The following is a 23144-nucleotide window of genomic DNA, read 5'->3' as shown; positions in this document are numbered from 1 at the left end:
TTCCCTGGGTCAGCGGCGTTTTTTATTTGTGGCAGGCCCGGCAGTCATATCGTTTACGTGAGCAGCTTATGCGCCAGCGCCATTACCGTACCAACAGCGGTAAAGAAGCCTATTGCGATGCCCACGGGGTACCAGAAAATCTCACGGGTTATCTTGTGGACTTCAGCATTGAACTTGCGTTGTTCGGCATAAATGCGTGATATGTCCGCGTGAATTTTTTCGATCGACGCTTGTTGTTCATTGTGCTCCAACATCATCTTTATCCTTCGCAATAAGGGCCTTATGACATGCACTCCGTCCGGACGGCAGAGTGATCAGCGCTCACCGAGTATAGGATTCACTCCTGGCCTGCGCGCTCGGCGTACCCCAAAACCGCAACCCATTGCGTAAGCAGTTATGTGCCGCCGTTTTTTACCTGTCATGTTGCAAGCGCATGCTGGAGACGTCATCCCCGGACAACCCTTGAAAGACGAAAAAGCGAACTTTCCTACGTCACAACCAGTCACTTAGGAGAGATGCAGCACCCGTTGAAACGATTGTTCCCGAACTATTGAGTGGTGATCGAGATGGAAAGTATCAGCCTGTTGCTCGAAGAAGCACTGAGCCCTTATCTGGTTACGCTGACCACCGCTGGTGTGCAGGGCGAATGCCTGGTGACCGTGAAGAACCCTGGTGGCGCCATCATGGTCGAGCGCGAAGTCAACCGCGCTCAGTTGACCGACAAACGCGCGCTGGTGGATGTGGTGGATTGCCTGCTGCGTGATTTGAAAATCGCTGAAGGTCGACTCGAGCCCTCGGTCATTGCAGCCCTGCGAAACGCCGCCATGACAAGAACTCCGGTCTGCGCATGAAGAATTATTTATCGTTCGAAACTTCCTACAACACGGCCGGTCAGAGTTTGTAACAGCAAGAGCAAACATTGTGCTCCGGTGTTTGTGGCTTGTTGTACTGGTCTTTGTAGATCACGTTTAACCCCGAGTTGTCTCCCCACTCCTCGGGGTTTCTTTTTGCCTGGGATTTGGCGCGGCGGCGCTCCCAGGTGCAGGATCAGATCGCGCCATCCGCACGCAAGCGGGCAATAGCAGCCGCGTCATAGCCCAGGGCGTTGAGCAGCACACTGTTGTGCTCGCCCAATTGCGGCCCCACCCATTCACAGCTGCCTGGGGTATCCGACAGCTTGGGCACGATGCCCGGCATCTTGAAATCCTTGCCGTCCGGCAGGTGCGCGCTCAGGAACATTTCCCGGGCCAGGAATTGCGGGTCGCCCAGCATGTCCTCGGCACTGTAGATGCGGCTGGCGGGCACTTGGGCCTGGTTCAACTGCGCCATGACCTGCTCCAGCGGCAGAGTGTTGACCCAGCGATCAATCACCCCGTACAGCTCATCACGGCGGCTGTCACGCCCGTCATTGCTGGCGAGCGCCGGATCGTTCGCCAGGTCGTCGCGGCCGATGGCGGCCATGAAGCGCTTGAAGATCGCATCGCCATTGGCGCCGATCTGCACATGCTTGCCATCGGCGCTGGTGTGGATCGAAGAGGGGGTGATACCGGGCATGATGTTGCCGGTGCGTTCGCGAATGAAGCCGAACACGTCGAACTCGGGAATCATGCTTTCCATCATGGCGAAGATGGCTTCGTACAGCGCCACATCCACGACCTGGCCCAGGCCACCGTTGACCTCGCGATGACGCAGGGCCATCAGCGCGCCGATCACCGCCCACAGCGCGGCAATCGAGTCGCCGATGGAAATTCCGGTGCGCACGGGCGGACGGTCTTCGAAGCCGGTGATGTAACGCAAGCCGCCCATGGATTCGCCCACCGCGCCGAACCCCGGTTGGTCCTTCATCGGCCCGGTCTGGCCGAAGCCCGAGAGGCGCACCATTACCAGCCTTGGGTTCAGGGCGTGCAGGGTTTCCCAGCTCAGGCCGAGCTTTTCCAGCACGCCGGGGCGGAAGTTCTCGATCAGAATGTCGGCGTCGGCCAACAATTGCTTGAGGATCGCCAGGCCATCCGGGTGTTTCAGGTTGAGGGTCAGCGACTGCTTGTTACGGGCCTGCACAAACCACCACAGTGAGGTGCCTTCATACAACTTGCGCCATTTGCGCAGCGGGTCGCCGCCGTCCGGGGATTCGACCTTGATCACCTCGGCGCCGAACTCGGCGCAGATACGTGAGGCAAACGGGCCGGCAATCAAGGTGCCGAGTTCGATGACTTTCAGGCCGGCAAGCGGTTTGGCATTAAGCGACATGGGGATCCTTGAGCGCGCGGGACGGTGACGTACTGCTTTTTAACATAGGCGAGCAGCCCGGATGCAGCGCAGTATTCGTTGATTGGCCTCGCCATCGGTTAGACTGGCCGCCTTTCCTTGTCTCCAGAGCCCGTTCATGGCCCAGCCGTCCACGACCTACAAATTCGAACTCAACCTAACCGACCTTGACCGTTCGGTGTACGAGAGCGTCAAACAGACCATCGCCCGCCACCCTTCGGAGACCGAAGAGCGCATGACCGTGCGCCTGCTGGCCTACGCCCTCTGGTACAACGAGCAGTTGGCGTTCGGCCGTGGTTTGTCGGATGTCGACGAGCCGGCCCTGTGGGAAAAGAGCCTGGATGATCGGGTATTGCACTGGATCGAAGTGGGCCAACCGGATGCAGACCGCCTGACCTGGTGCTCGCGCCGCACTGAACGCACCAGCCTGCTGGCCTACGGCAGCCTGCGGGTGTGGGAAGGCAAGGTGGTGCCGGTGGCGAATAACCTGAAAAACGTGCACATCGCTGCCGTGCCGCAGGAGATCCTGGAGGTCCTGGCCAAGGACATGCCGCGCGTGATCAAGTGGGATGTGATGATCAGCGAAGGCACGATCTTCGTCACCGATGACCGTGGCCAGCATGAAGTGCAGTTGCAGTGGCTGGTGGGCGGGCGTGATTGAAAATGTGGGAGGGGCGGTGCGACGATTCGACTTGCCCCCGATGGCGGTGGATCAGCTACAGATAAGCTGGCTGATAGATCGCTATCGGGGGGCAAGTCGAATCGTCGCACCGCCCCTCCCACATTTGATCTTTGTTGAATTTTGAATTGTTGTTTATCCGTTGAATCAGTAGAGAAGTCATCACCCCCGTATGCGTATCGATCCCCGTCCCTTGCCCGCCGTCCTGCCATTCCTCGGTGAATTGCCGCCGCTGCTGACCCGTCTCTATGCCGCGCGCGGGGTGCAATCGGAAGCCGAGCTGGACAAGAGCCTGGCGCGGTTGATTCCCTATCAGCAGCTCAAGGGCATCGATGCCGCCGTCGACCTGCTGGTGACGGCGCTGGAGCAGCGCCAGCGCATCCTGATCGTCGGTGACTTCGACGCCGACGGCGCCACCGCCAGCACCGTAGGCACACTGGGCCTGCGTTTGCTCGGTGCGGCGCATGTCGATTACCTGGTGCCCAACCGTTTCGAATACGGTTACGGCCTCACGCCGGAGATCGTTGCGGTGGCGCTGCAGCGCGAACCGCAGTTGCTGATCACCGTGGACAACGGTATCTCCAGCGTCGAAGGCGTGGCGGCGGCGAAGGCGGCGGGGCTGAAGGTGCTGGTGACCGATCACCATTTGCCGGGCGACGAACTGCCGGCGGCGGACGCGATCGTCAATCCGAACCAGCCAGGCTGTACGTTCCCCAGCAAGGCGTTGGCCGGTGTGGGCGTGATCTTCTACGTACTGATGGCCCTGCGCGCGCGTTTGCGCAGCCTGGGTTGGTATGACAAAAGCCCGCAGCCGAACATTGGCGAACTGCTCGACCTGGTGGCCCTGGGCAGCGTCGCCGACGTCGTGCCGCTGGACGCCAACAACCGTATCCTGGTGCATCAAGGGTTGGAGCGTATCCGCGCCGGCCGCGCACGGCCGGGGATCAAGGCGATCCTCGAAGTGGCCAAGCGCGACCATGCCCGCATCACCTCCACCGACCTGGGCTTCATCCTTGGCCCACGGCTCAATGCGGCCGGGCGCCTGGACGATATGAGCCTGGGCATCGAATGCCTGCTGACCACCGATATTGCCGCAGCGCGGGAAATGGCCGCACAACTGGACGGCATGAACCAGGACCGCAAATCCATCGAGCAGGGCATGCAGCGCGAAGCCCTGGCTCAACTCAAGGATTTGCCGGTGGAGTCGATGCCGTACGGCTTGTGCCTGTTCGACCCGGAGTGGCACCAGGGGGTGATCGGGATTCTGGCCTCGCGCATGAAAGAGCGCTATTTCCGTCCCACCATCGCGTTTGCGGATGCCGGTGATGGCCTGCTTAAAGGCTCCGGGCGTTCGGTACAGGGCTTTCATATCCGTGACGCGCTGGCGGTGGTTGCCAGCCAGCATCCTGACTTGATCAGCAAATACGGCGGTCACGCGATGGCGGCGGGGCTGACTCTGCCCGAAGCGAACTTTCCCTTGTTTGCCGAGGCTTTCGATGCCGAGGTGCGTCGGCAACTGCGCGAAGAAGACCTCACCGGGCGCCTGCTCTCCGATGGCACCCTGGCGGTGGAAGAGTTTCACCTGGAACTGGCCCGTGCACTGCGCCATGCCGGCCCGTGGGGGCAGCACTTTCCCGAGCCGTTGTTCCACGGGGTGTTCCAGTTGGTGGAGCAGCGGGTGGTTGGCGAACGGCACTTGAAGGTGGTGCTCAAGAGTGAATGCGGGTCGGTGAAGCTTGATGGCATTGCGTTTGGCGTGGACCGTGAAGTCTGGCCTAACCCGACCGTGCGCTGGGTGGAGTTGGCCTACAAGCTGGATGTGAACGAGTTTCGCGGGAATGAAACGGTGCAGTTGATGATTGCGCATATCGAACCGCGCTAAGTCTTAGCCAAACCACAAAGCAAATGTGGGAGGGGGCTTGCCCCCGATAGCAGAGTGTCAGTCAATGATGTAGTGACTGATCCACCGCGATCGGGGGCAAGCCCCCTCCCACATTTAGTTTTGTGTGCAGCCTGGGATTACTCGGCCTTGGCCTGGTGTTTGACGATGATATCCACCAACCGCTTGGCCAGCGCCGGGTAGTTCTCATCGAAGTGATGCCCGCCCGGCAGCTTCATGGCTTCGCCCACGGCGGTCTTGTCGGTGCAGCCGCTCTCGTCGACTTCTTCCGCGCCATAGATGCACACCACTTTCTCGGGGGGCAGCTTGGCCATTTCCGGGCCGGTCGCGGCTTCTTTGCCGGCATTGCCCAGCCAGCCTTCCACATCAATCTCGAAGCTGCCGGTGCGGGCGAAGGCCAGCAGAATGATCGCGTCGACGCGTTGCTGTTCGTTTGCCGGCATCCGGTTGTAGATCGCCGGCAGGACGTCGGCGCCGAACGAGTAACCGGTCAGCACGAAGCGCTTGGTGCCCCATTTCTGCCGGTAGTGCTGCATCAGCTCGGTAAGGTCCTTGGCGCTTTGCTCCGGGGTCTTGTGCTGCCAGTAGTAGCGCAGGGTGTCGATGCCGACCACCGGGTAGCCGATCTTCGCCATCTCGCCGGCCACGTCGCGGTCCAGGTCGCGCCAGCCACCGTCACCGGAGAGGAACAGGGTCACGGTGTCCTTGGCCTGGCCGGCCGGTACTTCCACCACCGGAATCGCCAGGCCGCCGTTGTCCGAACCCACCAGTTGCTTGCGCAGCTCGTTGTTCAGCACTTGCGGGTAATGAATGTCGTAGTCGCTGATGCTGGTGGTGGCACGCGGTGTGTCACGTACGAAGCTGGCGCTTTCATCGTCAGGGTTGTCATTCCAGGCCACCAGCCAGTTGCCATGGGCGGCGGTTTTCGGCAGCGGGTCGTTGCAGCCTTCCTGTTTCAGGACGAAGCCGACAGAGATGGCGTTGGCCTTGTCGTCGTTCTGTGTGGCCAGCCAGCGCCAGGCGAGCGCCGCGCCAGGGCCGATGCCGCTGACCAGGGTCGCCGGGCCTTCAAGCTGGGCCAGGGCGCTTTGCAGCGCTTGCTCCTGAAGCTTGCAGTCATCCTTGGGCAGGACCACCTGGACGAGCTGCGCCGAGCCACCCTGGCTGAGGGCGATCAGCTGGCTGTCGGTGAGGGTTTCGTCGGCCATCACGGCCACCGCCACGCGGGCCTTGGCGTTGCCGGCCGGGGTGACGCGGGTCATCACCGAGCCGTCGGCCTGGGGCATCTGCTCCAGGGTCGGCTGTGGGGCAGGGCGGTTCCAGTACCAGTAGCCGCCGCCCAGGATCAGCGCGAGCAGCACTACAAAAGCCAATACATACCGCCAGGAGCGTCGAATCATCAGCGTTTCACCAATCCAGTCAAGCCGCCCGCGATCAGGGCGGCGGTATCGGCCAGTGCCACCAGCGGATCAAGTCCTGCGGGCACGGCCATGTAACGGGGTTCCCAGTCAGGCTGGAACTTGTCTTTGAAGCGGCGCAAACCTTGGAAGTTATACAGTTGCTCGCCACGGCGGAACACCATTGAACCCAAGCGTTGGGTCAGTGGCGCGCCACGCCGGGGTTGCAGGCCCGACAACGGCACCATGCCGAGGCTGAAGCGGGCGTAGCCGTGACTCTTATAATGTTGAATCAGGCCGACCATCATGAATTCCATGGTCAGCTTCGGCGCGTCCGGGTGGGCGCGCATCAGGTCGAGACTGGCCAGGTCATGGTTGTACGTCTCGAGCAGGTTGGCGAAGGCCACCGGGCGCCCTTCGAAGCGAATGATCGCGATACGGAAGTGCTTGAGGTAGTCGTCGCTGAAGCGGCCCAGGGAGAAGCCTTTTTCGCGCACATTCTTACCGGTAAGCCAGGCGTCAGAGATAACTTTTAATTCATCCATCGGCGCGGTGCCCGGCTCGCAGATCTCCAGGGACAGGCCGTCCCGGGTGCCACGGTTCCAGGTGTAGCGCAAATCCTTCATCTCTTTGCCCTTGGCTTCCAGGTCAAAGCGTTTCAGGTCGACGCGGGCTTCTTCGCCCAGCTTGATCGCGGTGAGTCCAATGTCCATGTAGTACGGCAGGTTCTCGGCACGCACTTGATAGAACACCGGCCGTGCGTGGTGAATGTCGCACAGGTCGCGGAACTGCCAGATCATTTCGGCGCGCGGCTGGGTAGGGCCGATCGGATCATACAAGGCCACCAGGCTGCGCCCGCGACGGGCATACATCAGGAAGGCTTCGTCATTGGGGTGGAACAGCAGCGCCTTGTCGCCGGTCAGCGCCAGGCCGCCGTCGGGTTGCGAGGACGCCATCAGGATTTTGGAGGCGCGTTCGAGTTCTTCCGGGGTCGGCAGATGGATGATCGGGCGTGCGGTGCGCAGCAGCCAGGTCAGCGACACGATCACCAGCAGCACCGCGGCGCCGAGCAATGAACGCAAGCCGCGCGGGGCGTTGGCGTCGAGAGTGAACTGCCACCACAGTTGATGACTGTAGGGCACGTCCTGGTAGGCGAACAGCAGCAGCCAGATCGACGCGCCCAGCACACACACGCTGGCCACCAGGTACAGCGGCGAGAAGGGCAGTTCGGTCAAACGGCTGGCGCGGTAGAATGAGCGTCGAAAGATCGCCAGCAGAACGGCGGTCATGGTCATCAGGCTGGCTTCTTCCCAGTCGAAGCCCTTGAGCAGCGAGAGCAGGGCACCTACCAGCAGCAGCACCATGGTCAGCATCCAGGCGGCCGACAAACGTCGACGCAAGCCTTGGGCCAGCAACAGGCACAGTACGCCGATCAGGCTGGCACCGAAGTGCGACGCGTCAATCAGGCGGTGGGGAATCAGGAAGCCGATGTTTTCCAGGCGTGAATCGATCTCCGGCGTGGCGCCGGAAAACAGCAGGACCACGCCGGACAAAAAAACCAGTACGGCCAGCACCGGTGCCGCGAGACCGGAGGCGACGCGCAGGCTCTGCTGAGTCTGGAACAGGCGCTGGGCCTCATTGACCAGCAGGAAGACACAGGCGATCAACAGCGGCAATACCACGTAGATCATCCGATAGAGCAGCAGGGCGGCAGCCAGTGGCGCGGCGCCGAGCTTGTCGGCGAAGGCCGCCAGCAGGATCGCTTCGAACACCCCCACGCCACCCGGCACATGGCTGAGTACGCCGGCGGCCAGGGCCAGCAGGTACACCAACAGGAACGGGCCGAAGGGTGGCGCTTCCGGCAGCAGCAGATAAAGGACGGTGGCTGCGGCGGCGACATCCAGTGCGGTGATGATCAACTGCAGGAACGTCAAGCGGCGGCCCGGCAGGCGCAGGGTGCGACGTCCGGCCTTGACCAGCAGGTTATCCGGGTAGGGTTGTTCCGGCAGGCGACGGCGATAGATGCCGATGCACAGCATGGCCGACAACAGCAACACGGCACCGGCAACACCACCGAGCAGGCTCTGCGACAAATGCAGGTAGGTCGATGCCGCCGGCAGGTTGCTCAGCGTGGCCAATGCGGCCAGGGGTGGCAGCGCGCAGCCCAGCGCCAGGCTGGCGAACACGGTCATGTGCGCGACTTCCGAAGCCCCGATGCCGTGGCGTGCATATAAACGGTAGCGCACCGAGCCGCCCGAAAGCATCGACAAGCCAATGGCGTTGCCGATGGCGAAGGCGGTGAAGCCCCCCAGCGCCAGGGTCTTGGCGGGCAGTTTCACGCCGGCATAACGTGCGCCGGAGAATTCATAGCCCAACAGAATGATGAAGCCGGCCACCGCCGCCGCAAACGCGCCGAGCAAGGCAGGCTTGGGCACGTCCAGGATCGAGTCATGGAGGGCGTAGAGATCGAGTTCCAGCAACAGGTGTCGACAGGCGATCAGGGCAATGGCAAACAGCAGCAAGGTCACGGCCAGGCCGATGGGCTGACGGTATTTGCTCAACAGATCCAACCAACGCAAACGGGTGGGAGGAATCGGTTGTTCCGCTGTGACAGTGTCTTGTGGTTCAGACGAGTTGGCGCGCATCAATCACCTCGTGGATTGTGCGCGACAGGATGGAGGTATCCAGCCAAGTTACCAATCCCTATGGACAAAATAATTACAAATATTAACGCGGATCACCGAGTGCGGCGACTGCGGCCATTGGTCGTAGAGGGTAGCGCTTGAGCATTGAGCATAGCGTGCAATGAGATGGACTCTGCAAACCGTCTACGGTTTCATGAAAGATGCCATGCCATTGTTTCAGAAGAACTTTTTTACCGGATACAAAAAAGGCCACTCTTTCGAGTAGCCTTTTTTGATGTTTGGTTGCGGGAGCCGGATTTGAACCGACGACCTTCGGGTTATGAGCCCGACGAGCTACCAGACTGCTCCATCCCGCGTCTGTGGGCGGCATTCTACAGCCCAGCGCAGAGGTGTCAACCGTTAATGCGGCAATGGCTCAAATAAGTGGGTTTTATTCAAAATCAAGGCCTTGGCACCGCCCATTCCCTTGTAGGAGCGAGCTTGCTCGCGAAGAACGCCAACGATAACGCAGCGCTTCAGTAGCCAGCGGTGTCTTGAGTTTTTCGCGAGCAAGCTCGCTCCTGCAAGGGGAGGGGGTAAAAACAGGCGCGCACAAAAAAGGCCACTCTTTCGAGTAGCCTTTTTGATGTTTGGTTGCGGGAGCCGGATTTGAACCGACGACCTTCGGGTTATGAGCCCGACGAGCTACCAGACTGCTCCATCCCGCGTCTGTGTGTCGGCATTCTACAGAGGAACGCGAGTGTGTCAACCCTAAAATCTAACAAAAGCGCTTGTGGTTCAATCGGTTAGCTCTCCAACGCAGGCGTCGAAGGGCTGCGGAGCCAGTCAGGCTAAGGCTTTCAGCTCTATTGGAAGGCTTGATTCGATTGAAAAAACAAATTCATCTGGGATATTTCCTACCGCTCAGACAGAAGATTCAAACTACTGGTGCTATATACAGGGGTGAGTGCGATACTGGCCATCCGTTGGTCCACACCCCGTTTATATGACGCAGCGCAAAATCATCCACGTCGACTGTGATTGCTTCTACGCCGCCATCGAGATGCGCGACGACCCGAGCCTGGCGCAAAAACCCTTGGCTGTCGGTGGCTCGGCAGATCGGCGGGGGGTGATCGCTACGTGCAATTACGAAGCGCGGGCTTACGGGGTGCGCTCGGCGATGTCATCGCGTCACGCGTTGAAGCTGTGCCCGGACCTGACGATCGTCAAGCCGCGTATGGATGCCTATAAGGAAGCGTCGAAGGAAATCCAGACGATCTTTCGCGACTACACCGACCTGATCGAGCCGTTGTCGCTGGATGAAGCCTACCTCGACGTCTCCGACAGCCCGCACTTTGGCGGCAGTGCCACGCGCATCGCCCAGGACATTCGTCGGCGCGTGTCCAATCAGTTGCACATCACCGTGTCTGCCGGCGTGGCGCCCAACAAGTTTCTGGCCAAGATCGCCAGCGACTGGAAGAAACCCAACGGCCTGTTCGTGATTACCCCGGACCAGGTCGAAAATTTCGTCTCGCAGTTGCGGGTGAGTAAATTGCACGGGGTGGGCAAGGTCACCGCCGACAAGCTGGCGCGCCTGGGCATTGAAGATTGCCTGCAACTGCGCGAGTGGAACAAGCTGGCGCTGGTGCGCGAATTCGGCAGTTTCGGTGAGCGTCTCTGGAGCCTCGCCCGTGGGATCGATGACAGGGTGGTGCAGAACGACAGCCGGCGGCAATCGATCAGTGTGGAAAATACCTACGATGTGGACCTGCCGGATCTTTCAAGCTGCCTGGCCAAGCTGCCTGAGCTGATGGAAACCCTGGCTGGGCGCATGGCGCGTATCGACAGCAGCTACCGGGCAGGCAAGCCGTTCGTGAAGGTCAAGTTTCATGACTTTACCCAGACCACCCTGGAGCAGGCGGGAGCAGGGCGGGATCTGGAGAGTTATGAGCAACTGATGACCCAGGCGTTCAACCGTGGGGGTAAGCCGGTGCGGTTGCTGGGGATCGGGGTGAGGTTGCTGGATTTGAGCAACGGTAACGAGCAGCTCGAGTTCTCCTGGTAGAAACCGGAATAAAAAAATGTGAGAGATTCAAATGTGGGAGGGGGCTTGCCCCCGATTGCAGTGTGTCAGTCAGTACATCTGACACTGACCCACCGCTATCGGGGGCAAGCCCCCTCCCACATTTGCATCTCCAGAAGCTTTGAGAACTCAGCGCCCTCCCGGATCCGCCACCAACCGCCCCGCATCCTTGGCCAGCGCCTGCAAGAATTCCTGCTGCAATTCCGGATCGTTGCGCGTCAGTTCAATCAGGCTTTGTTCCAGTTCGCTGGCTTCTTCTTCCAGGCCCAGCTCCGAGAGGCGCTTGACCCGGTGCACCCACTGGTTGACTTCGTCGTCTTCCAGATCGTCATAGATCAGGCCGTGGGCTTCCAGCAATTTGCCGCGCAGGGTGTTGCTGATCGCCAGGGTCGAATCCGTGTGCACATCGTCCTGGCCGTCCTCCACGCTGATCTTCAAGGTGGTGACGCGGTTCAGGTCCTGCTCGGCAAACGGACTGTCCAACAGGTTCAGGCGCAGCACACCGTCGCGGTCGGTGGTCAGTTCATGGGTCTGTTTGCCGGCGGTGACCTGTACCGGGCGTTCGCTCCACGGCAGGCTCGAATATTCCAGGCGCTTGTCACGCTGGACTTCATCGATAGCTGCGAGGTTCTGTTGCGCACGACCGTGGGATTGTACGTTCATGAACGGGTTGATGCCGTCCACGCCGTAGCTCAGCCAATCGCGCGTCATGCTGGCAGGCAAGTTACCGAGGGCGAAGATATTCGCCACATTGGCGCCCACGCCGGCCACCAACGCAACGGCGCCCAATGGCATCTCGTAGAGTTTGCGCCAGGGCTGGTAGGGCGTGTAGCGGTCGTAACGCCTTGTGACTTCGAATTCGGTGACCTCGAACGTCTTCTGCTCGTGAATCCGAACCCGGCGTTGCGGCAGCTCCAGCACTTTGGGCTCACCCACATCGATCTGCAGGCTGTGGTCGAGCAACTTGCGCTCGACCCGCTCCTCGTGCTCACTGCGTTGCGACATCTGGTTGGCGCAGCCGCTGACCAGCAGGGCGCCGCACAAGGCAGCGCCCCCCAGGGCTCTGGTGTTTCGCTTGAACATGACTTCTCTTGATCTGGTTTTCAGCGACGAATACGCGCCTGAAGGAAAGACAGCACGTCAGCCACCGGCAACGGTTGAGCTTCGGCTTCGGTCCGGCTCTTGTATTCCAGATTGCCATCGGCCAGGCCGCGGTCACTGACCACGATCCGGTGCGGGATGCCAATCAGTTCCATGTCGGCGAACTTGATGCCCGGGCTGGTTTTCTTGTCCCGGTCATCGAGCAACACTTCAAAACCCGCCGCCGTCAGTTCGGCATAGAGTTTGTCGGTCGCTTCGCGCACTTGCTCGGTTTCATAGCGCAACGGCACCAGCGCCACCTGGAACGGCGCCAGGGCGTCGCTCCAGATGATGCCTTTCTCGTCGTTGTTCTGCTCGATGGCAGCGGCGACCACACGGGAAACGCCAATGCCGTAGCAGCCCATGTCCAGGGTGATCGGCTTGCCGTTCTCGCCCAGCACTTCGCACTTCATCGCTTTGCTGTACTTGTTGCCCAGCTGGAAGATGTGCCCGACTTCGATGCCGCGCTTGATCTCCAGGGTGCCCTTGCCATCCGGGCTCGGGTCGCCGGCCACGACATTGCGCAGGTCGGCCACGGTCGGCACCGGCAGGTCGCGCTCCCAGTTCACGCCGAAGTAGTGCTTGTCATCGATGTTCGCACCGATACCGAAGTCGCTCATCAACTCGACCGAACGGTCGATGATGATCGGCAGCGGCAGGTTCAGCGGGCCAAGGGAACCGGCACCGGCGCCAATGGCGTCGCGCAGTTCGGCATCGGTGGCCATCACCAGCGGGCTGGCCACGCCAGGCTGCTGGGCGGCCTTGATTTCGTTGAGCTCGTGGTCGCCACGGATTACCAGGGCGATCAGCTTGCCTTCTTCTTCGGCGTGCACGATCAGGGTCTTGATGGTCTTTTCAATCGGCAGACTGAATTTCTCCACCAGGGCCGCGATGGTCTTGGTGTCCGGGGTATCGACCAGGCGCAGTTCTTCAGCCGGGGCTGGGCGCGAGGTTTCGCGCGGTACGGCTTCGGCTTTTTCGATGTTCGCGGCGTAGTCCGAACCATTGCTGAACGCAATGTCGTCTTCGCCGGATTCGGCCAGCACGTGGAATTCGTGGGAGCCGGCACCGCCGATGGAGCCGTTGTCTGCTTCAACCGGGCGGAACTTCAGGCCCAGGCGCGTGAATATGTTGCAGTAGGCCTGGTGCATGCGGTCGTAGGTCGCCTGCAACGAAGCCTGGTCGGCGTGGAACGAGTAGGCGTCCTTCATGATGAATTCGCGGCCGCGCATCAAACCGAAGCGTGGGCGGATTTCATCACGGAATTTGGTCTGGATCTGATACAGGTTCAGGGGCAGCTGTTTATAGCTGCTCAACTCGTTGCGCATCAGGTCGGTAATGACTTCTTCGTGGGTCGGGCCGGCGCAGAAATCGCGGCCGTGACGGTCCTTGAAACGCAGCAACTCAGGGCCGTACTCTTCCCAGCGTCCGGATTCCTGCCACAGTTCAGCCGGTTGGGTGCTCGGCATCAACACTTCCAGAGAGCCGGCGGCGTTCATTTCTTCACGAACGATGGCTTCGACCTTGCGCATCACCTTCAAGCCCATCGGCAGCCAGGTGTACAGGCCCGAGGCCAGCTTGCGGATCATGCCGGCGCGCAGCATCAGCTGATGGCTGATCACAACCGCGTCGGAAGGCGTTTCTTTCTGTGTGGCGAGCAAATATTGACTGGTACGCATGGTAGGCCGTTGTCGGTTGCTTGGACTTGAAATGACTTTGGATTGTACGGGCGCTTGCCGCTGGAGTACAGGCGTGACGTTGCGGGGGAAGATCTGATCAGGGAAGATCCAAATGTGGGAGGGGGCTTGCCCCCGATAGCAGTGTGTCAGCTACAAGATACTCAGCTGTCCCACCGCAATCGGGGGCAAGCCCCCTCCCACATTTCAGTCTTCTGCAGGCGGATTCAACCGAATCCGCCGGTTCTCCTGGAACCAGTGCAGCGCAATCAGAAACAGCGTCGGCAATCCCAGCAGGCAGGTGATCATGAAGAAGTTGTGATAGCCGAATTTCTCCACCATTACCCCCGAATACCCACCGATCAGGCGCGGCAGCAGCAGCATGATCGAGCTGAGCAGGGCGTACTGGGTGGCGGAGAACTTGAGGTTGGTCAGGCTCGACAGGTAGGCCACAAACGCCGACGTGGCCAGGCCCGAGCTGAAGTTATCCAGGGAAATGGTGACGATCAGCATCTGCAGGTCGGGGCCCATGTCGGCGAGCATCACGAACAGCAGGTTGGTGCCGGCCGAAGCCACGCCGCCGATGAACAGGATCGGCAGGATCCCGAAGCGCACGATCAACAGGCCGCCCATACCGGCGCCGACCAGGGTCATGATCAGGCCGAAGATCTTGCTGACCCCGGCAATCTGGTCCTTGGTAAAGCCCTGGTCGATGTAGAACACGTTGGCCATCACGCCCATGACGGTGTCGGACATGCGATAAGTGGCGATCAACCCCAGCAGCAGCAACGCCTGCCAGCGGTAGCGCAGGATGAAGTCGTTGACCGGCGTCAGCACCGGCGCCAGGCCGCGCCGGCCCATGGCCGAGAGGCACAAGGCGGTAAGCAGGATATAAAGGATGGCGCGCAGGAACGCGCGGTCTTCCATCAGCAATTCCCACAGGCTCACGCCCTGGAACAGCACGCTGGCAAAGTCGGTGTTGTACAGCTGGGTAAACATCGCCGGCACCGACACCAGCAGCACGATCAGCACGAACACTGACACCAACTGGTGCGCAAAACTGTAGCGTCCGGCCTGCAACTGGGTGCGCAGCGGCACGTTGGGTTCGCGCATGAACAGCGTGGTGAGCAGCGCAGGGACCATCAGCACGCCGAACAGCACATAGGTGCCGGTCCAGGCCGAGTGTTTATAGTTGAAACCGGTGGAACCGAAGCCCTCGGCAAAGAACAGCGCGCCGGCCGTGGCGAGCAGGGCGGCGATGCGATAACCGGACATGTAACTGGCGGCCAGGGCAGCCTGGCGGCTGTCGTCGGCGATTTCCAGGCGGTAGGCATCGACGGCGATGTCCTGGGTGGCCGACGCGAAGGCCACGACGACGGCAATGGCGATCAACCAGGACAAGTGTTTTTGCGGGTCACAAAAGCCCATGCCGATCAATCCGAGGATTACCAGCGACTGGGCGAGCACCAGCCAGGAACGTCGGCGCCCGAGTTTTCCAAGCAATGGCAGGCGCCATTGGTCGAGCAGCGGCGACCAGACCCATTTGAAGGCATAGGCCAGCCCGATCAGGCTTGCATAACCGATGGTCTCGCGAGCAACGCCCGCTTCGCGCAGCCACACGGAAAGCGTCGAGAACACCAACATATAAGGCAGGCCGGCAGCGAAACCGAGCAACAACAGCACTAACGTCGAGGGGCTGGCATAGGCGGCGAGCGCGGCGCGCCAGGTTTTACGGGGCATGGGCTGGAGTCTGCCTCAGATTTGCGGAAACAAAGCGCGCACTCTAACCGCTGTGCTCTACCGGACGCCAGCCATGGCGCTGAATATCAACACGATTGTTCAGGATAGTGACGCCTTCGCTGCGTAAACGCGCACGTTGTTCGTCACCCGATGCACTGCCCACCGGCAGACTTATCCGACCGCCGGCACCCAGCACGCGGTGCCAGGGCAATCGAGTATCTGCGGGAAGCTGGCTCAAGGTACGCCCCACCCACCGCGCGGCACGGCCCAGGCCTGCCAGGTGCGCCAACTCGCCGTAACTGACCACGCAACCGGGCGGCACTTGCGCCAATGTCAGGTAAAGCGCGGTGCGGCGTATATCGGCGGGGCTTTGCGGGGTGTCGGCGGGTTCATTCACTGTGAGGCTATCCGTTGAGAACGTCGGTGTTTTTGTAAGAAACGTCTGTAAACTTGGGGTTGAGAATTGAACTCAATATAAATAGTTGAGTCAGTTCAGGCTATCTAACACGATAGCGTCTTCTTTTCGCCAACCTCGAGCCCCGTATCTGCTTATGTTGTCCAGAACCCTGCTGTGCCTTGCTGTCCTCAGTGCTTCCACGCCCTTGCTCGCCGATACCGTCTGGTTGAAGAACGGTGACCGCCTGACCGGCAAGATAAAAGTCTTCGACGGCGGCAAGCTGCTGATCCAGACCAGCTACGGCGGGGCGATCCCGGTGGACTGGAAGCAGGTGAAAACCCTGGAGAGCGATAAAGAGTTGCTGGTCAAGCAGGACGCCTACGCCGGTGAAAAGGCCAAGTCCCTCAAGCCGGCCGAGGATGGCAAAGTCGTGCTGGCCAATGGCGAAGCGCCCAAGACCGTGGAGTTGGCCAGTATCCAGCAGATCCTCAAACCCAAGCCTGTGATCGAAGACCTGGTGTGGAAGGGCAACGTCGACCTGGCGCTGGACTACAAGCGCGCCGACAAAGACACCAACGACTACGACATCGACTTCAAGACCTCGGCCCGTCACGGCCAGTGGCGTCATACGGGCAAGGGCGAATACAACCGCGAATTCCAGGATGACGTCACCACCACCGACAACTGGGCCCTTGAATACGATCTGGACCGCTTTATCACCGAGCACTGGTTCTGGCAGGGTCGCCTGACGTACAAGCGCGACAAGGTCGAAGACCTGGCACGCCAGCGCACCGTCGGTACGGGCCCTGGCTATCAGTTCTGGGACGATGAACTGGGCGCGTTCTCCCTCGGCTCGCTGGTCAACCGCACCGATTACGAATACGCCGATGGCGGCAAGGACAACTTCTATTCCCTGGCCATGAAGTGGAACTACAACCGCTACCTGGTGGGCAAGACCGTTGAGTTCTTCACCAACGGCGAACTGGGCAAGCCGCTGGACGGTCCGGCCGAGTATTCCCTGGATGCCGAGATGGGCCTGCGCTACAAAGTCACCGAATGGGCATCGCTCAATCTCAAGGCTGAGCGCGACGTCATCAGCGGCGACTCCGACAGCAGCTTGAGCAAGACCCGCTACACCGCAGGTTTCGGCGTGGCCTGGTAAAGCGGCATCAAGCACCCTGGCAACCTGCGCGGATATTGATTACCTTGTGTTGAGATCCATTCCCATATGCCATGGGCGGCGGAACAACCCAGGAGTCATACATTGAGCGCGCACGTTGCCAGGAACGCCCGAGAGCTGTTGCTCAAGGAATACCGTGGGGCCTTGGCCACACTGTCCAAAGCCATGCCCGGTTTTCCCTTTGGTTCGGTCGTGCCGTACTGCCTCGACGAGCAGGGCAGGCCGCTGATCCTGATCAGTCGCATCGCCCAGCACACGCACAACTTGCACAAAGACCCTAAGTGTTCGTTGCTGGTGAGCGAGCGCGAAGCGCAGGATGTGCAGGCCGTCGGGCGCCTGACCTACCTGGCTGAAGCCGAGAAGCTGGAAGACGCCGCCACCATTGAAGCCGCCGCCGAGCGCTACTACCGCTACTTCCCCGACTCCGCCAACTACCACAAGGCCCACGATTTCGATTTCTGGGTGCTCAAGCCGGTGCGCCATCGTTATATCGGTGGGTTTGGCGCGATTCACTGGGTCGATCAACTGGCCCTGGCCAATCCATTCGCGGGCAAGGCTGAACGCAGCATGATCGAACACATGAACAGCGATCACGCCAAGGCCATCGCCCATTACGTCGACCTCGCCGGTTTACCGACCACCGAGCCTGCGCAACTGGCCGGCATCGACAGTGAAGGCATGCACCTGCGTATCGGCCAGTCTTTGCACTGGCTGCCCTTTGCCGAGTCTTGCAACACGCCGACACAAGTACGCGAAGCCCTGGTTTCATTGGCTCACGCGCAAGTCTGGCCGAAAAAATCAGACATTAACGCTTGAATTAACGAAAAGGCGACGTCATCTAAGGTGAACTAGCAAGGCATTCTTGCGTTGAGGATCCATTTGATGCGCCCTTTTTTGTTGCTTTTTCTATTGTTCCCGGTGCTGGAGCTGTTCGTATTCGTTCAAGTCAGCGGTGCGATCGGATTTTTCCCGGCACTGTTACTGATCATTCTCGGCTCGATGCTCGGCGTTCTGGTGCTGCGCGTCGCCGGCCTGGCGACGGCGCTGCGCGCCCGTGAAAGCCTGAACCGCGGCGAACTGCCCGCCCAGACCATGCTCGAAGGCCTGATGATGGCTCTGGCTGGTGGCCTGTTGATCCTGCCGGGCTTTATCAGCGACGTGGTCGGTCTGGTGATGCTGCTGCCGGTCACGCGCAAACTGCTGGCAGGCAAGATGCGCCAGCGTGCCGAAGAGGCGGCCATGCGCCAGCGCGCGTTCGCCGACGACCTGCAATCCCGAGGCGGCCCGGCCCCACGCCAACCCCTCGGGCGAGAAGGTGATGTGATCGAAGGCGAATTCGAACACCGCGACAGCAAATAACGGCTTCACCGGCACGGCACCTTCGGGTGCCGTGTTGCATTCACCCTTGATCAAAACACAAAAAAATTCACTCGCTGCCCCTTGTAATAAGCCTGGGCGCCCTTATGTAACGGTCACCGCAAGGTTTCTGGTGGTGACACTAGACAGACTTCCGCGTCTCGCCCAGCGAGCCGCGACCGGCACCGCCGGAATTTAACCCGCCGGAATTGATACCGGCCGATGAAAAACACAATTAGGAGAGATCGACAATGAAGCTTCGTCCTCTGCATGACCGCGTCGTCATCCGTCGCAGTGAAGAAGAAAAGAAAACCGCCGGCGGGATCGTTCTGCCAGGTTCGGCTGCTGAAAAAGCCAACCACGGTGTGATTCTTGCTGCGGGTCCAGGCAAGGCTCTGGAAAACGGTGAAGTACGTGCGCTGGCCGTGAAAGTGGGTGACAAGGTTGTTTTCGGCCCTTACTCCGGCAGCAACACTGTGAAAGTCGACGGCGAAGACCTGCTGGTAATGAGCGAGAACGAGATTCTTGCCGTTCTGGAAGACTGATTTCCCCCCGCTCATTTTCCCGTTTACTCCAAAGTATTTAAGGAATATCGATCATGGCTGCTAAAGAAGTTAAATTCGGCGACTCCGCCCGCAAAAAAATGCTCACCGGTGTCAACGTCCTGGCTGACGCAGTAAAAGCGACCCTGGGCCCGAAAGGCCGTAACGTGATCATCGAGAAGAGCTTCGGCGCTCCGACCATCACCAAGGACGGCGTTTCCGTAGCAAAAGAAATCGAACTGGAAGACCGTTTCGAAAACATGGGCGCGCAGCTGGTCAAAGACGTTGCCTCCCGTGCCAACGATGACGCCGGCGACGGCACCACCACCGCCACCGTTCTGGCTCAGGCCATCGTCAACGAAGGCTACAAGGCCGTTGCTGCCGGCATGAACCCGATGGACCTCAAGCGCGGTATCGACAAGGCGACCATCGCCATCGTTGCCGAGCTGAAAAACCTGTCCAAGCCATGCGCTGACACCAAGGCTATCGCTCAGGTAGGCACCATCTCCGCCAACTCCGACAGCTCCATCGGCGACATCATTGCCGAAGCCATGGAAAAAGTTGGTAAAGAAGGCGTGATCACCGTTGAAGAAGGCTCGGGCCTGGAAAACGAACTGTCGGTTGTAGAGGGCATGCAGTTCGACCGTGGCTACCTGTCCCCGTACTTCGTCAACAAGCCGGACACCATGGTTGCCGAGCTGGACAGCCCGCTGATCCTGCTGGTCGACAAAAAGATCTCCAACATCCGCGAAATGCTGCCAGTACTGGAAGCCGTTGCCAAAGCCGGCCGCCCACTGCTGATCGTTTCCGAAGACGTTGAAGGCGAAGCCCTGGCGACCCTGGTTGTGAACAACATGCGTGGCATCGTCAAAGTCGCAGCCGTCAAGGCGCCAGGCTTCGGCGACCGTCGCAAGGCCATGCTGCAGGACATCGCCGTATTGACCGGCGGTACCGTCATCTCCGAAGAGATCGGCCTGAGCCTGGAAAGCGCCACCCTGGAAAACCTGGGTAGCGCCAAGCGCGTGACCATCTCCAAGGAAAACACCATCATCGTTGACGGTGCTGGCGTTGAAGGCGACATCGAATCGCGTATCGCCCAGATCCGTGCCCAGGTTGCTGAAACCTCCTCGGACTACGACCGTGAAAAACTGCAAGAGCGTCTGGCCAAGCTGTCCGGCGGCGTTGCAGTGATCAAGGTTGGCGCCGGTTCCGAAGTTGAAATGAAAGAGAAGAAGGCCCGCGTTGAAGACGCCCTGCACGCTACCCGCGCAGCCGTCGAAGAAGGCGTGGTACCTGGCGGTGGCGTTGCGCTGATCCGTGCTCTGGAAGCCCTGACCAATCTGACCGGCGACAACGCTGACCAGAACGTCGGTATTGCTGTTCTGCGTCGCGCTGTTGAAGCACCGCTGCGCCAGATCGCGGCCAACTCCGGCGACGAGCCAAGCGTTGTGGTCAACGAAGTCAAGAACGGCAAAGGTAACTACGGTTACAACGCTGCGACTGGCGTCTACGGCGACATGATCGAAATGGGCATCCTGGATCCAACCAAGGTGACTCGTTCGGCGCTGCAGGCAGCCGCTTCCATCGGTGGCCTGATCCTGACCACCGAAGCTGCTATCGCTGACAAGCCGAAGGCTGAAGGCGCAGGCGGCGGCGGTATGCCAGACATGGGCGGCATGGGTGGCATGGGCGGCATGATGTAAGCCAGCCTTACCCGGCTACTGAAAAGCCCCGCCTGCAGTGATGCAGGCGGGGTTTTTTGTTGTTCGGCCTGACCGATGATGCGGATGTACTGGTTCAAAAATGTGGGAGGGGGCTTGCCCCCGATGGCGGTGGGTCAGTTAAACATTTATCACCTGACCCACCTTCATCGGGGGCAAGCCCCCTCCCACATTTGATCTCATTCCAATGGGCGATGATTTTCCCTGCACGCCTGTGGGGAGTTTATGAAGTTATAGTGAAAATTTCGTTCAACATACATATCAGTTGAAAACCTATATCGATGACCTTTGCAGGTCTATCCCTGAACGGCACTTGGCCTTAAGCTGCGCGAGCCAACACGGCTGTTACCGCGTACGGAGCACTGCCCATGCGAATTTTATTGGTTGAAGACAACCGCGATATTCTGGCCAACCTGGCCGATTACCTGGGGCTCAAGGGCTACACAGTGGACTGTGCGCAGGACGGCCTGTCGGGTCTGCACCTGGCCGCCACCGAGCATTACGACTTGATCGTGCTCGACATCATGCTGCCTGGCATCGATGGCTACACCCTGTGCAAACGCCTGCGCGAAGATGCGCGCCGCGACACACCGGTGATCATGCTGACCGCCCGTGACCAGTTGGACGACCGGCTGCAGGGCTTCAAGTCCGGCGCTGATGACTACCTGCTCAAGCCGTTCGCCTTGTCGGAGCTGGCCGCTCGCATCGAAGCGGTGCTGCGCCGTGCCCAGGGTGGCGGGCGTCGTGCCCTGCAAGTGGGCGACCTCAATTATGACCTGGACACGCTGGAGGTGACCCGGGAAGGGCGCCTGCTGAAACTCAACCCGGTCGGCCTGAAGTTGCTGGCGGTGCTGATGCAGAAAAGCCCGCACGTGTTGCGTCGGGAAATCCTCGAAGAAGCCTTGTGGGGCGATGATTGCCCGGACAGCGACAGCCTGCGCAGCCACGTTCACCAATTGCGCCAGGTGATCGACAAACCGTTCGCCAAGCCGCTGCTGCAAACGGTGCACGGTGTGGGTTATCGCCTGGCCGAGGGCCGTGATGGAGTTTAAGCAAAGCCTTGCCCAGCGAATCATCATCGCCTTTGCCTTGATGAGTGCGTTGGTGGCGGGCGCCTTCGCCATGGGCATCGTCGCGACGGTGCACCTGGTAGAAGAGAAGTTGATTTCGGCGGGCCTGGGCGGCGACCTGCAACGCCTGCTGCTGATGGACAGCATGGAAGACTGGCGACACCGGCCCGAGCCTGACCAGTTGTTCTATTTCAGCGGCGGCCCCGGCGATTTCGAGCTGCCCAAGGATTTGCGGCATCTGGACCCGGGCTTTCATGAGGTATTTCGCGAGTCGCTGTCCTACCACGCCATGGTCGAGGTGATCGACGGCCGGCGTTATGTGCTGCTGCAAGACCAAAGCGATTTCGAAGAACGCGAACGTGTGCTGTTTGCCGTGGTGCTGGTGGGCTTCGTGCTCAGCCTGGCGTTGGCGGTGTTTCTCGGCTGGGTGCTGGCGCGCAAGGTGATGGCACCGGTGGTGCGCCTGGCCCGCCAGGTACGCCATCGCGACCAGTTGCTGGGACTTGCGCCACCGTTGGCGCCCGATTACGCGGCCGACGAAGTGGGCGAGTTGGCGGTGGCATTCGATGCCACGCTGGGTCGCCTGCGCCAGGCGCTGTCTCGTGAGCAATTGTTTACCAGTGACGTGAGTCATGAATTGCGTACACCCTTGATGGTGTTGGCCAGTTCCTGCGAGCTGCTGTTGGAGAACCCGGCGATCGACCAGCGCGGTCGCAACCAGGTCCAGCGCATCGCCCGGGCCTGTGAAGAAATGCGCGAGCTGGTGCAGACCTTCCTGATGCTGGCCCGCGCCCAGCATGACGATGCCGCCATGTCGGCCCAGGTCAACCTGACCCAGGTCGCCGAGGATCTGCTCGGCATCTGGCGTGGGCCCATCGAGCAAAAAGGCCTTGAGTTGATCTACTGCCCAGGCAGCCCGCTGGATACACGCTACAACACCACGTTCCTGCACGCGGTGATGGGCAATCTGTTGCGCAATGCACTGCATTACACCGAGCAAGGGTTTATCCGCCTCACCCTGGAGCCCAGCGGCTTTGTGGTGGAGGACACCGGTGTGGGCATTCCTGAAGACAAGCGCGAGGCGATGTTCGAGCCGTTCGTGCGTGGCAGCGAGAAGCGCGGCGAGGGTCTGGGGCTGGGCTTGTCGCTGGTGCAGCGTATCTGCGAGAGCCAGGGCTGGAGCGTGACGCTGAGCACCATGGAGCCCAATGGCTGCCGTTTTCATGTGGAACTGGGTCCAGTCAAAACCTGACCGTTCAGTCTGTCAATTTGCTGATGCACGGCGCGCGCTTTTCGGCGAAGATGGCCCCATGCTACTGAATGTTTCTGTAAAGTCTTGAAATGTATGAGATTGGACAGGACAACTTTTTCACA

19 protein-coding genes and 2 tRNA genes are annotated in these 23144 nt (G+C 60.3%); 11 read left to right on the top strand and 10 right to left on the bottom strand.

The window, feature by feature from the left end:
- Window positions 1-53 precede the first annotated feature (53 nt).
- Window positions 54-254: a hypothetical protein gene (locus MRY17_RS20790; RefSeq protein WP_057723913.1), complete on the bottom strand. Its 201-nt coding sequence runs from the start codon at window positions 252-254 to the stop codon at window positions 54-56.
- Between the two features lie 312 nt (window positions 255-566).
- On the opposite strand from MRY17_RS20790, the gene MRY17_RS20785 reads away from it, so the two are divergent.
- Window positions 567-851, top strand: coding sequence for a DUF3509 domain-containing protein (locus MRY17_RS20785; RefSeq protein ID WP_057723912.1), 285 nt, complete (start codon window positions 567-569; stop codon window positions 849-851).
- A gap of 196 nt (window positions 852-1047) precedes the next feature.
- Here MRY17_RS20785 and MRY17_RS20780 read toward each other — a convergent pair whose 3' ends face one another.
- A complete protein-coding gene (locus MRY17_RS20780; RefSeq protein ID WP_181285828.1) occupies window positions 1048-2247 on the bottom strand; it encodes a CaiB/BaiF CoA transferase family protein in 1200 nt (399 codons plus the stop codon).
- A gap of 136 nt (window positions 2248-2383) precedes the next feature.
- Between MRY17_RS20780 and MRY17_RS20775 the strand changes: the two genes are divergently transcribed.
- On the top strand, window positions 2384-2926 hold the full coding sequence (locus MRY17_RS20775) for a YaeQ family protein (RefSeq protein ID WP_057723910.1): 543 nt from the start codon (window positions 2384-2386) through the stop codon (window positions 2924-2926).
- A 190-nt stretch (window positions 2927-3116) separates the two neighbouring features.
- On the top strand, window positions 3117-4826 hold the full coding sequence (recJ, locus tag MRY17_RS20770) for a single-stranded-DNA-specific exonuclease RecJ (RefSeq protein WP_181285319.1): 1710 nt from the start codon (window positions 3117-3119) through the stop codon (window positions 4824-4826).
- A gap of 137 nt (window positions 4827-4963) precedes the next feature.
- On the opposite strand, the gene MRY17_RS20765 is transcribed toward recJ, so the two are convergent.
- The 4 genes from MRY17_RS20765 to MRY17_RS20750 all read right to left on the bottom strand — a co-directional run bounded on the left by MRY17_RS20765 (window position 4964) and on the right by MRY17_RS20750 (window position 9593).
- Window positions 4964-6244 (bottom strand): virulence factor family protein, encoded by a 1281-nt coding sequence (locus MRY17_RS20765; RefSeq protein WP_243352779.1) that lies wholly within the window; start codon window positions 6242-6244, stop codon window positions 4964-4966.
- Complete coding sequence (gene mprF / locus MRY17_RS20760; protein ID WP_181285317.1) at window positions 6244-8886, bottom strand: bifunctional lysylphosphatidylglycerol flippase/synthetase MprF; 2643 nt, start codon at window positions 8884-8886, stop codon at window positions 6244-6246. Before mprF ends, MRY17_RS20765 begins: the two co-directional genes overlap by 1 nt.
- Window positions 8887-9165: 279 nt before the next feature.
- Window positions 9166-9242: transfer RNA gene (locus tag MRY17_RS20755), tRNA-Met, on the bottom strand.
- Between the two features lie 274 nt (window positions 9243-9516).
- Window positions 9517-9593 (bottom strand) — tRNA-Met (locus MRY17_RS20750).
- 278 nt (window positions 9594-9871) lie between these two features.
- Between MRY17_RS20750 and dinB the strand changes: the two genes are divergently transcribed.
- Window positions 9872-10930: a DNA polymerase IV gene (dinB, locus tag MRY17_RS20745; RefSeq protein WP_181284824.1), complete on the top strand. Its 1059-nt coding sequence runs from the start codon at window positions 9872-9874 to the stop codon at window positions 10928-10930.
- 147 nt (window positions 10931-11077) lie between these two features.
- On the opposite strand, the gene MRY17_RS20740 is transcribed toward dinB, so the two are convergent.
- The 4 genes from MRY17_RS20740 to MRY17_RS20725 form a co-directional block, all read right to left on the bottom strand.
- Entirely contained in the window at window positions 11078-12031 is a 954-nt protein-coding gene (locus MRY17_RS20740) for a hypothetical protein (RefSeq protein WP_243352778.1), read from the bottom strand.
- A 20-nt stretch (window positions 12032-12051) separates the two neighbouring features.
- On the bottom strand, window positions 12052-13767 hold the full coding sequence (locus MRY17_RS20735) for a proline--tRNA ligase (RefSeq protein ID WP_191952364.1): 1716 nt from the start codon (window positions 13765-13767) through the stop codon (window positions 12052-12054).
- Window positions 13768-13971: 204 nt separating this feature from the next.
- Entirely contained in the window at window positions 13972-15504 is a 1533-nt protein-coding gene (locus tag MRY17_RS20730; RefSeq protein ID WP_057723903.1) for an AmpG family muropeptide MFS transporter, read from the bottom strand.
- Window positions 15505-15547: 43 nt separating this feature from the next.
- Complete coding sequence (locus MRY17_RS20725) at window positions 15548-15901, bottom strand: MGMT family protein (RefSeq protein ID WP_124424857.1); 354 nt, start codon at window positions 15899-15901, stop codon at window positions 15548-15550.
- Between the two features lie 154 nt (window positions 15902-16055).
- Here MRY17_RS20725 and MRY17_RS20720 point away from each other — a divergent pair, with 154 nt between their 5' ends.
- From MRY17_RS20720 to MRY17_RS20690, 7 genes are all read left to right on the top strand, one after another.
- Window positions 16056-17063, top strand: coding sequence for a DUF481 domain-containing protein (locus MRY17_RS20720; RefSeq protein ID WP_243352777.1), 1008 nt, complete (start codon window positions 16056-16058; stop codon window positions 17061-17063).
- A 102-nt stretch (window positions 17064-17165) separates the two neighbouring features.
- Window positions 17166-17897: a HugZ family protein gene (locus MRY17_RS20715; RefSeq protein ID WP_243352776.1), complete on the top strand. Its 732-nt coding sequence runs from the start codon at window positions 17166-17168 to the stop codon at window positions 17895-17897.
- Window positions 17898-17963: 66 nt separating this feature from the next.
- The gene (locus MRY17_RS20710) at window positions 17964-18440 is read left to right on the top strand and encodes an FxsA family protein (RefSeq protein ID WP_181284828.1); all 477 of its coding nucleotides are present in this window, start codon (window positions 17964-17966) and stop codon (window positions 18438-18440) included.
- Window positions 18441-18688: 248 nt separating this feature from the next.
- Entirely contained in the window at window positions 18689-18982 is a 294-nt protein-coding gene (locus tag MRY17_RS20705; RefSeq protein WP_057723898.1) for a co-chaperone GroES, read from the top strand.
- Window positions 18983-19035: 53 nt separating this feature from the next.
- The gene (groL, locus tag MRY17_RS20700) at window positions 19036-20682 is read left to right on the top strand and encodes a chaperonin GroEL (RefSeq protein ID WP_065887544.1); all 1647 of its coding nucleotides are present in this window, start codon (window positions 19036-19038) and stop codon (window positions 20680-20682) included.
- Between the two features lie 386 nt (window positions 20683-21068).
- Window positions 21069-21752, top strand: coding sequence for a two-component system response regulator ColR (gene colR, locus MRY17_RS20695; protein WP_003208587.1), 684 nt, complete (start codon window positions 21069-21071; stop codon window positions 21750-21752).
- The gene (locus MRY17_RS20690) at window positions 21742-23022 is read left to right on the top strand and encodes a sensor histidine kinase (protein ID WP_181284829.1); all 1281 of its coding nucleotides are present in this window, start codon (window positions 21742-21744) and stop codon (window positions 23020-23022) included. The genes colR and MRY17_RS20690 overlap by 11 nt, the downstream gene beginning before the upstream one ends.
- Window positions 23023-23144 lie beyond the last annotated feature (122 nt).

Origin of the sequence: Pseudomonas orientalis, assembly GCF_022807995.1 — a bacterium.
GTDB classification, from domain to species: domain Bacteria; phylum Pseudomonadota; class Gammaproteobacteria; order Pseudomonadales; family Pseudomonadaceae; genus Aquipseudomonas; species Aquipseudomonas orientalis_B.
The sequence above is the reverse complement of the archived record's forward strand: the minus strand, read 5'-3'. Positions and strand labels throughout refer to the sequence as shown.

Coding starts and splice junctions, on each gene's coding strand:
- MRY17_RS20790 (WP_057723913.1), bottom strand. CDS start 254: ATGTTGGAGCACAATGAACAACAAGCGTCGATCGAAAAAATTCACGCG.
- MRY17_RS20785 (WP_057723912.1), top strand. CDS start 567: ATGGAAAGTATCAGCCTGTTGCTCGAAGAAGCACTGAGCCCTTATCTG.
- MRY17_RS20780 (WP_181285828.1), bottom strand. CDS start 2,247: ATGTCGCTTAATGCCAAACCGCTTGCCGGCCTGAAAGTCATCGAACTC.
- MRY17_RS20775 (WP_057723910.1), top strand. CDS start 2,384: ATGGCCCAGCCGTCCACGACCTACAAATTCGAACTCAACCTAACCGAC.
- recJ (WP_181285319.1), top strand. CDS start 3,117: ATGCGTATCGATCCCCGTCCCTTGCCCGCCGTCCTGCCATTCCTCGGT.
- MRY17_RS20765 (WP_243352779.1), bottom strand. CDS start 6,244: ATGATTCGACGCTCCTGGCGGTATGTATTGGCTTTTGTAGTGCTGCTC.
- mprF (WP_181285317.1), bottom strand. CDS start 8,886: ATGCGCGCCAACTCGTCTGAACCACAAGACACTGTCACAGCGGAACAA.
- dinB (WP_181284824.1), top strand. CDS start 9,872: ATGACGCAGCGCAAAATCATCCACGTCGACTGTGATTGCTTCTACGCC.
- MRY17_RS20740 (WP_243352778.1), bottom strand. CDS start 12,031: ATGTTCAAGCGAAACACCAGAGCCCTGGGGGGCGCTGCCTTGTGCGGC.
- MRY17_RS20735 (WP_191952364.1), bottom strand. CDS start 13,767: ATGCGTACCAGTCAATATTTGCTCGCCACACAGAAAGAAACGCCTTCC.
- MRY17_RS20730 (WP_057723903.1), bottom strand. CDS start 15,504: ATGCCCCGTAAAACCTGGCGCGCCGCGCTCGCCGCCTATGCCAGCCCC.
- MRY17_RS20720 (WP_243352777.1), top strand. CDS start 16,056: ATGTTGTCCAGAACCCTGCTGTGCCTTGCTGTCCTCAGTGCTTCCACG.
- MRY17_RS20710 (WP_181284828.1), top strand. CDS start 17,964: ATGCGCCCTTTTTTGTTGCTTTTTCTATTGTTCCCGGTGCTGGAGCTG.
- MRY17_RS20705 (WP_057723898.1), top strand. CDS start 18,689: ATGAAGCTTCGTCCTCTGCATGACCGCGTCGTCATCCGTCGCAGTGAA.
- groL (WP_065887544.1), top strand. CDS start 19,036: ATGGCTGCTAAAGAAGTTAAATTCGGCGACTCCGCCCGCAAAAAAATG.
- colR (WP_003208587.1), top strand. CDS start 21,069: ATGCGAATTTTATTGGTTGAAGACAACCGCGATATTCTGGCCAACCTG.
- MRY17_RS20690 (WP_181284829.1), top strand. CDS start 21,742: ATGGAGTTTAAGCAAAGCCTTGCCCAGCGAATCATCATCGCCTTTGCC.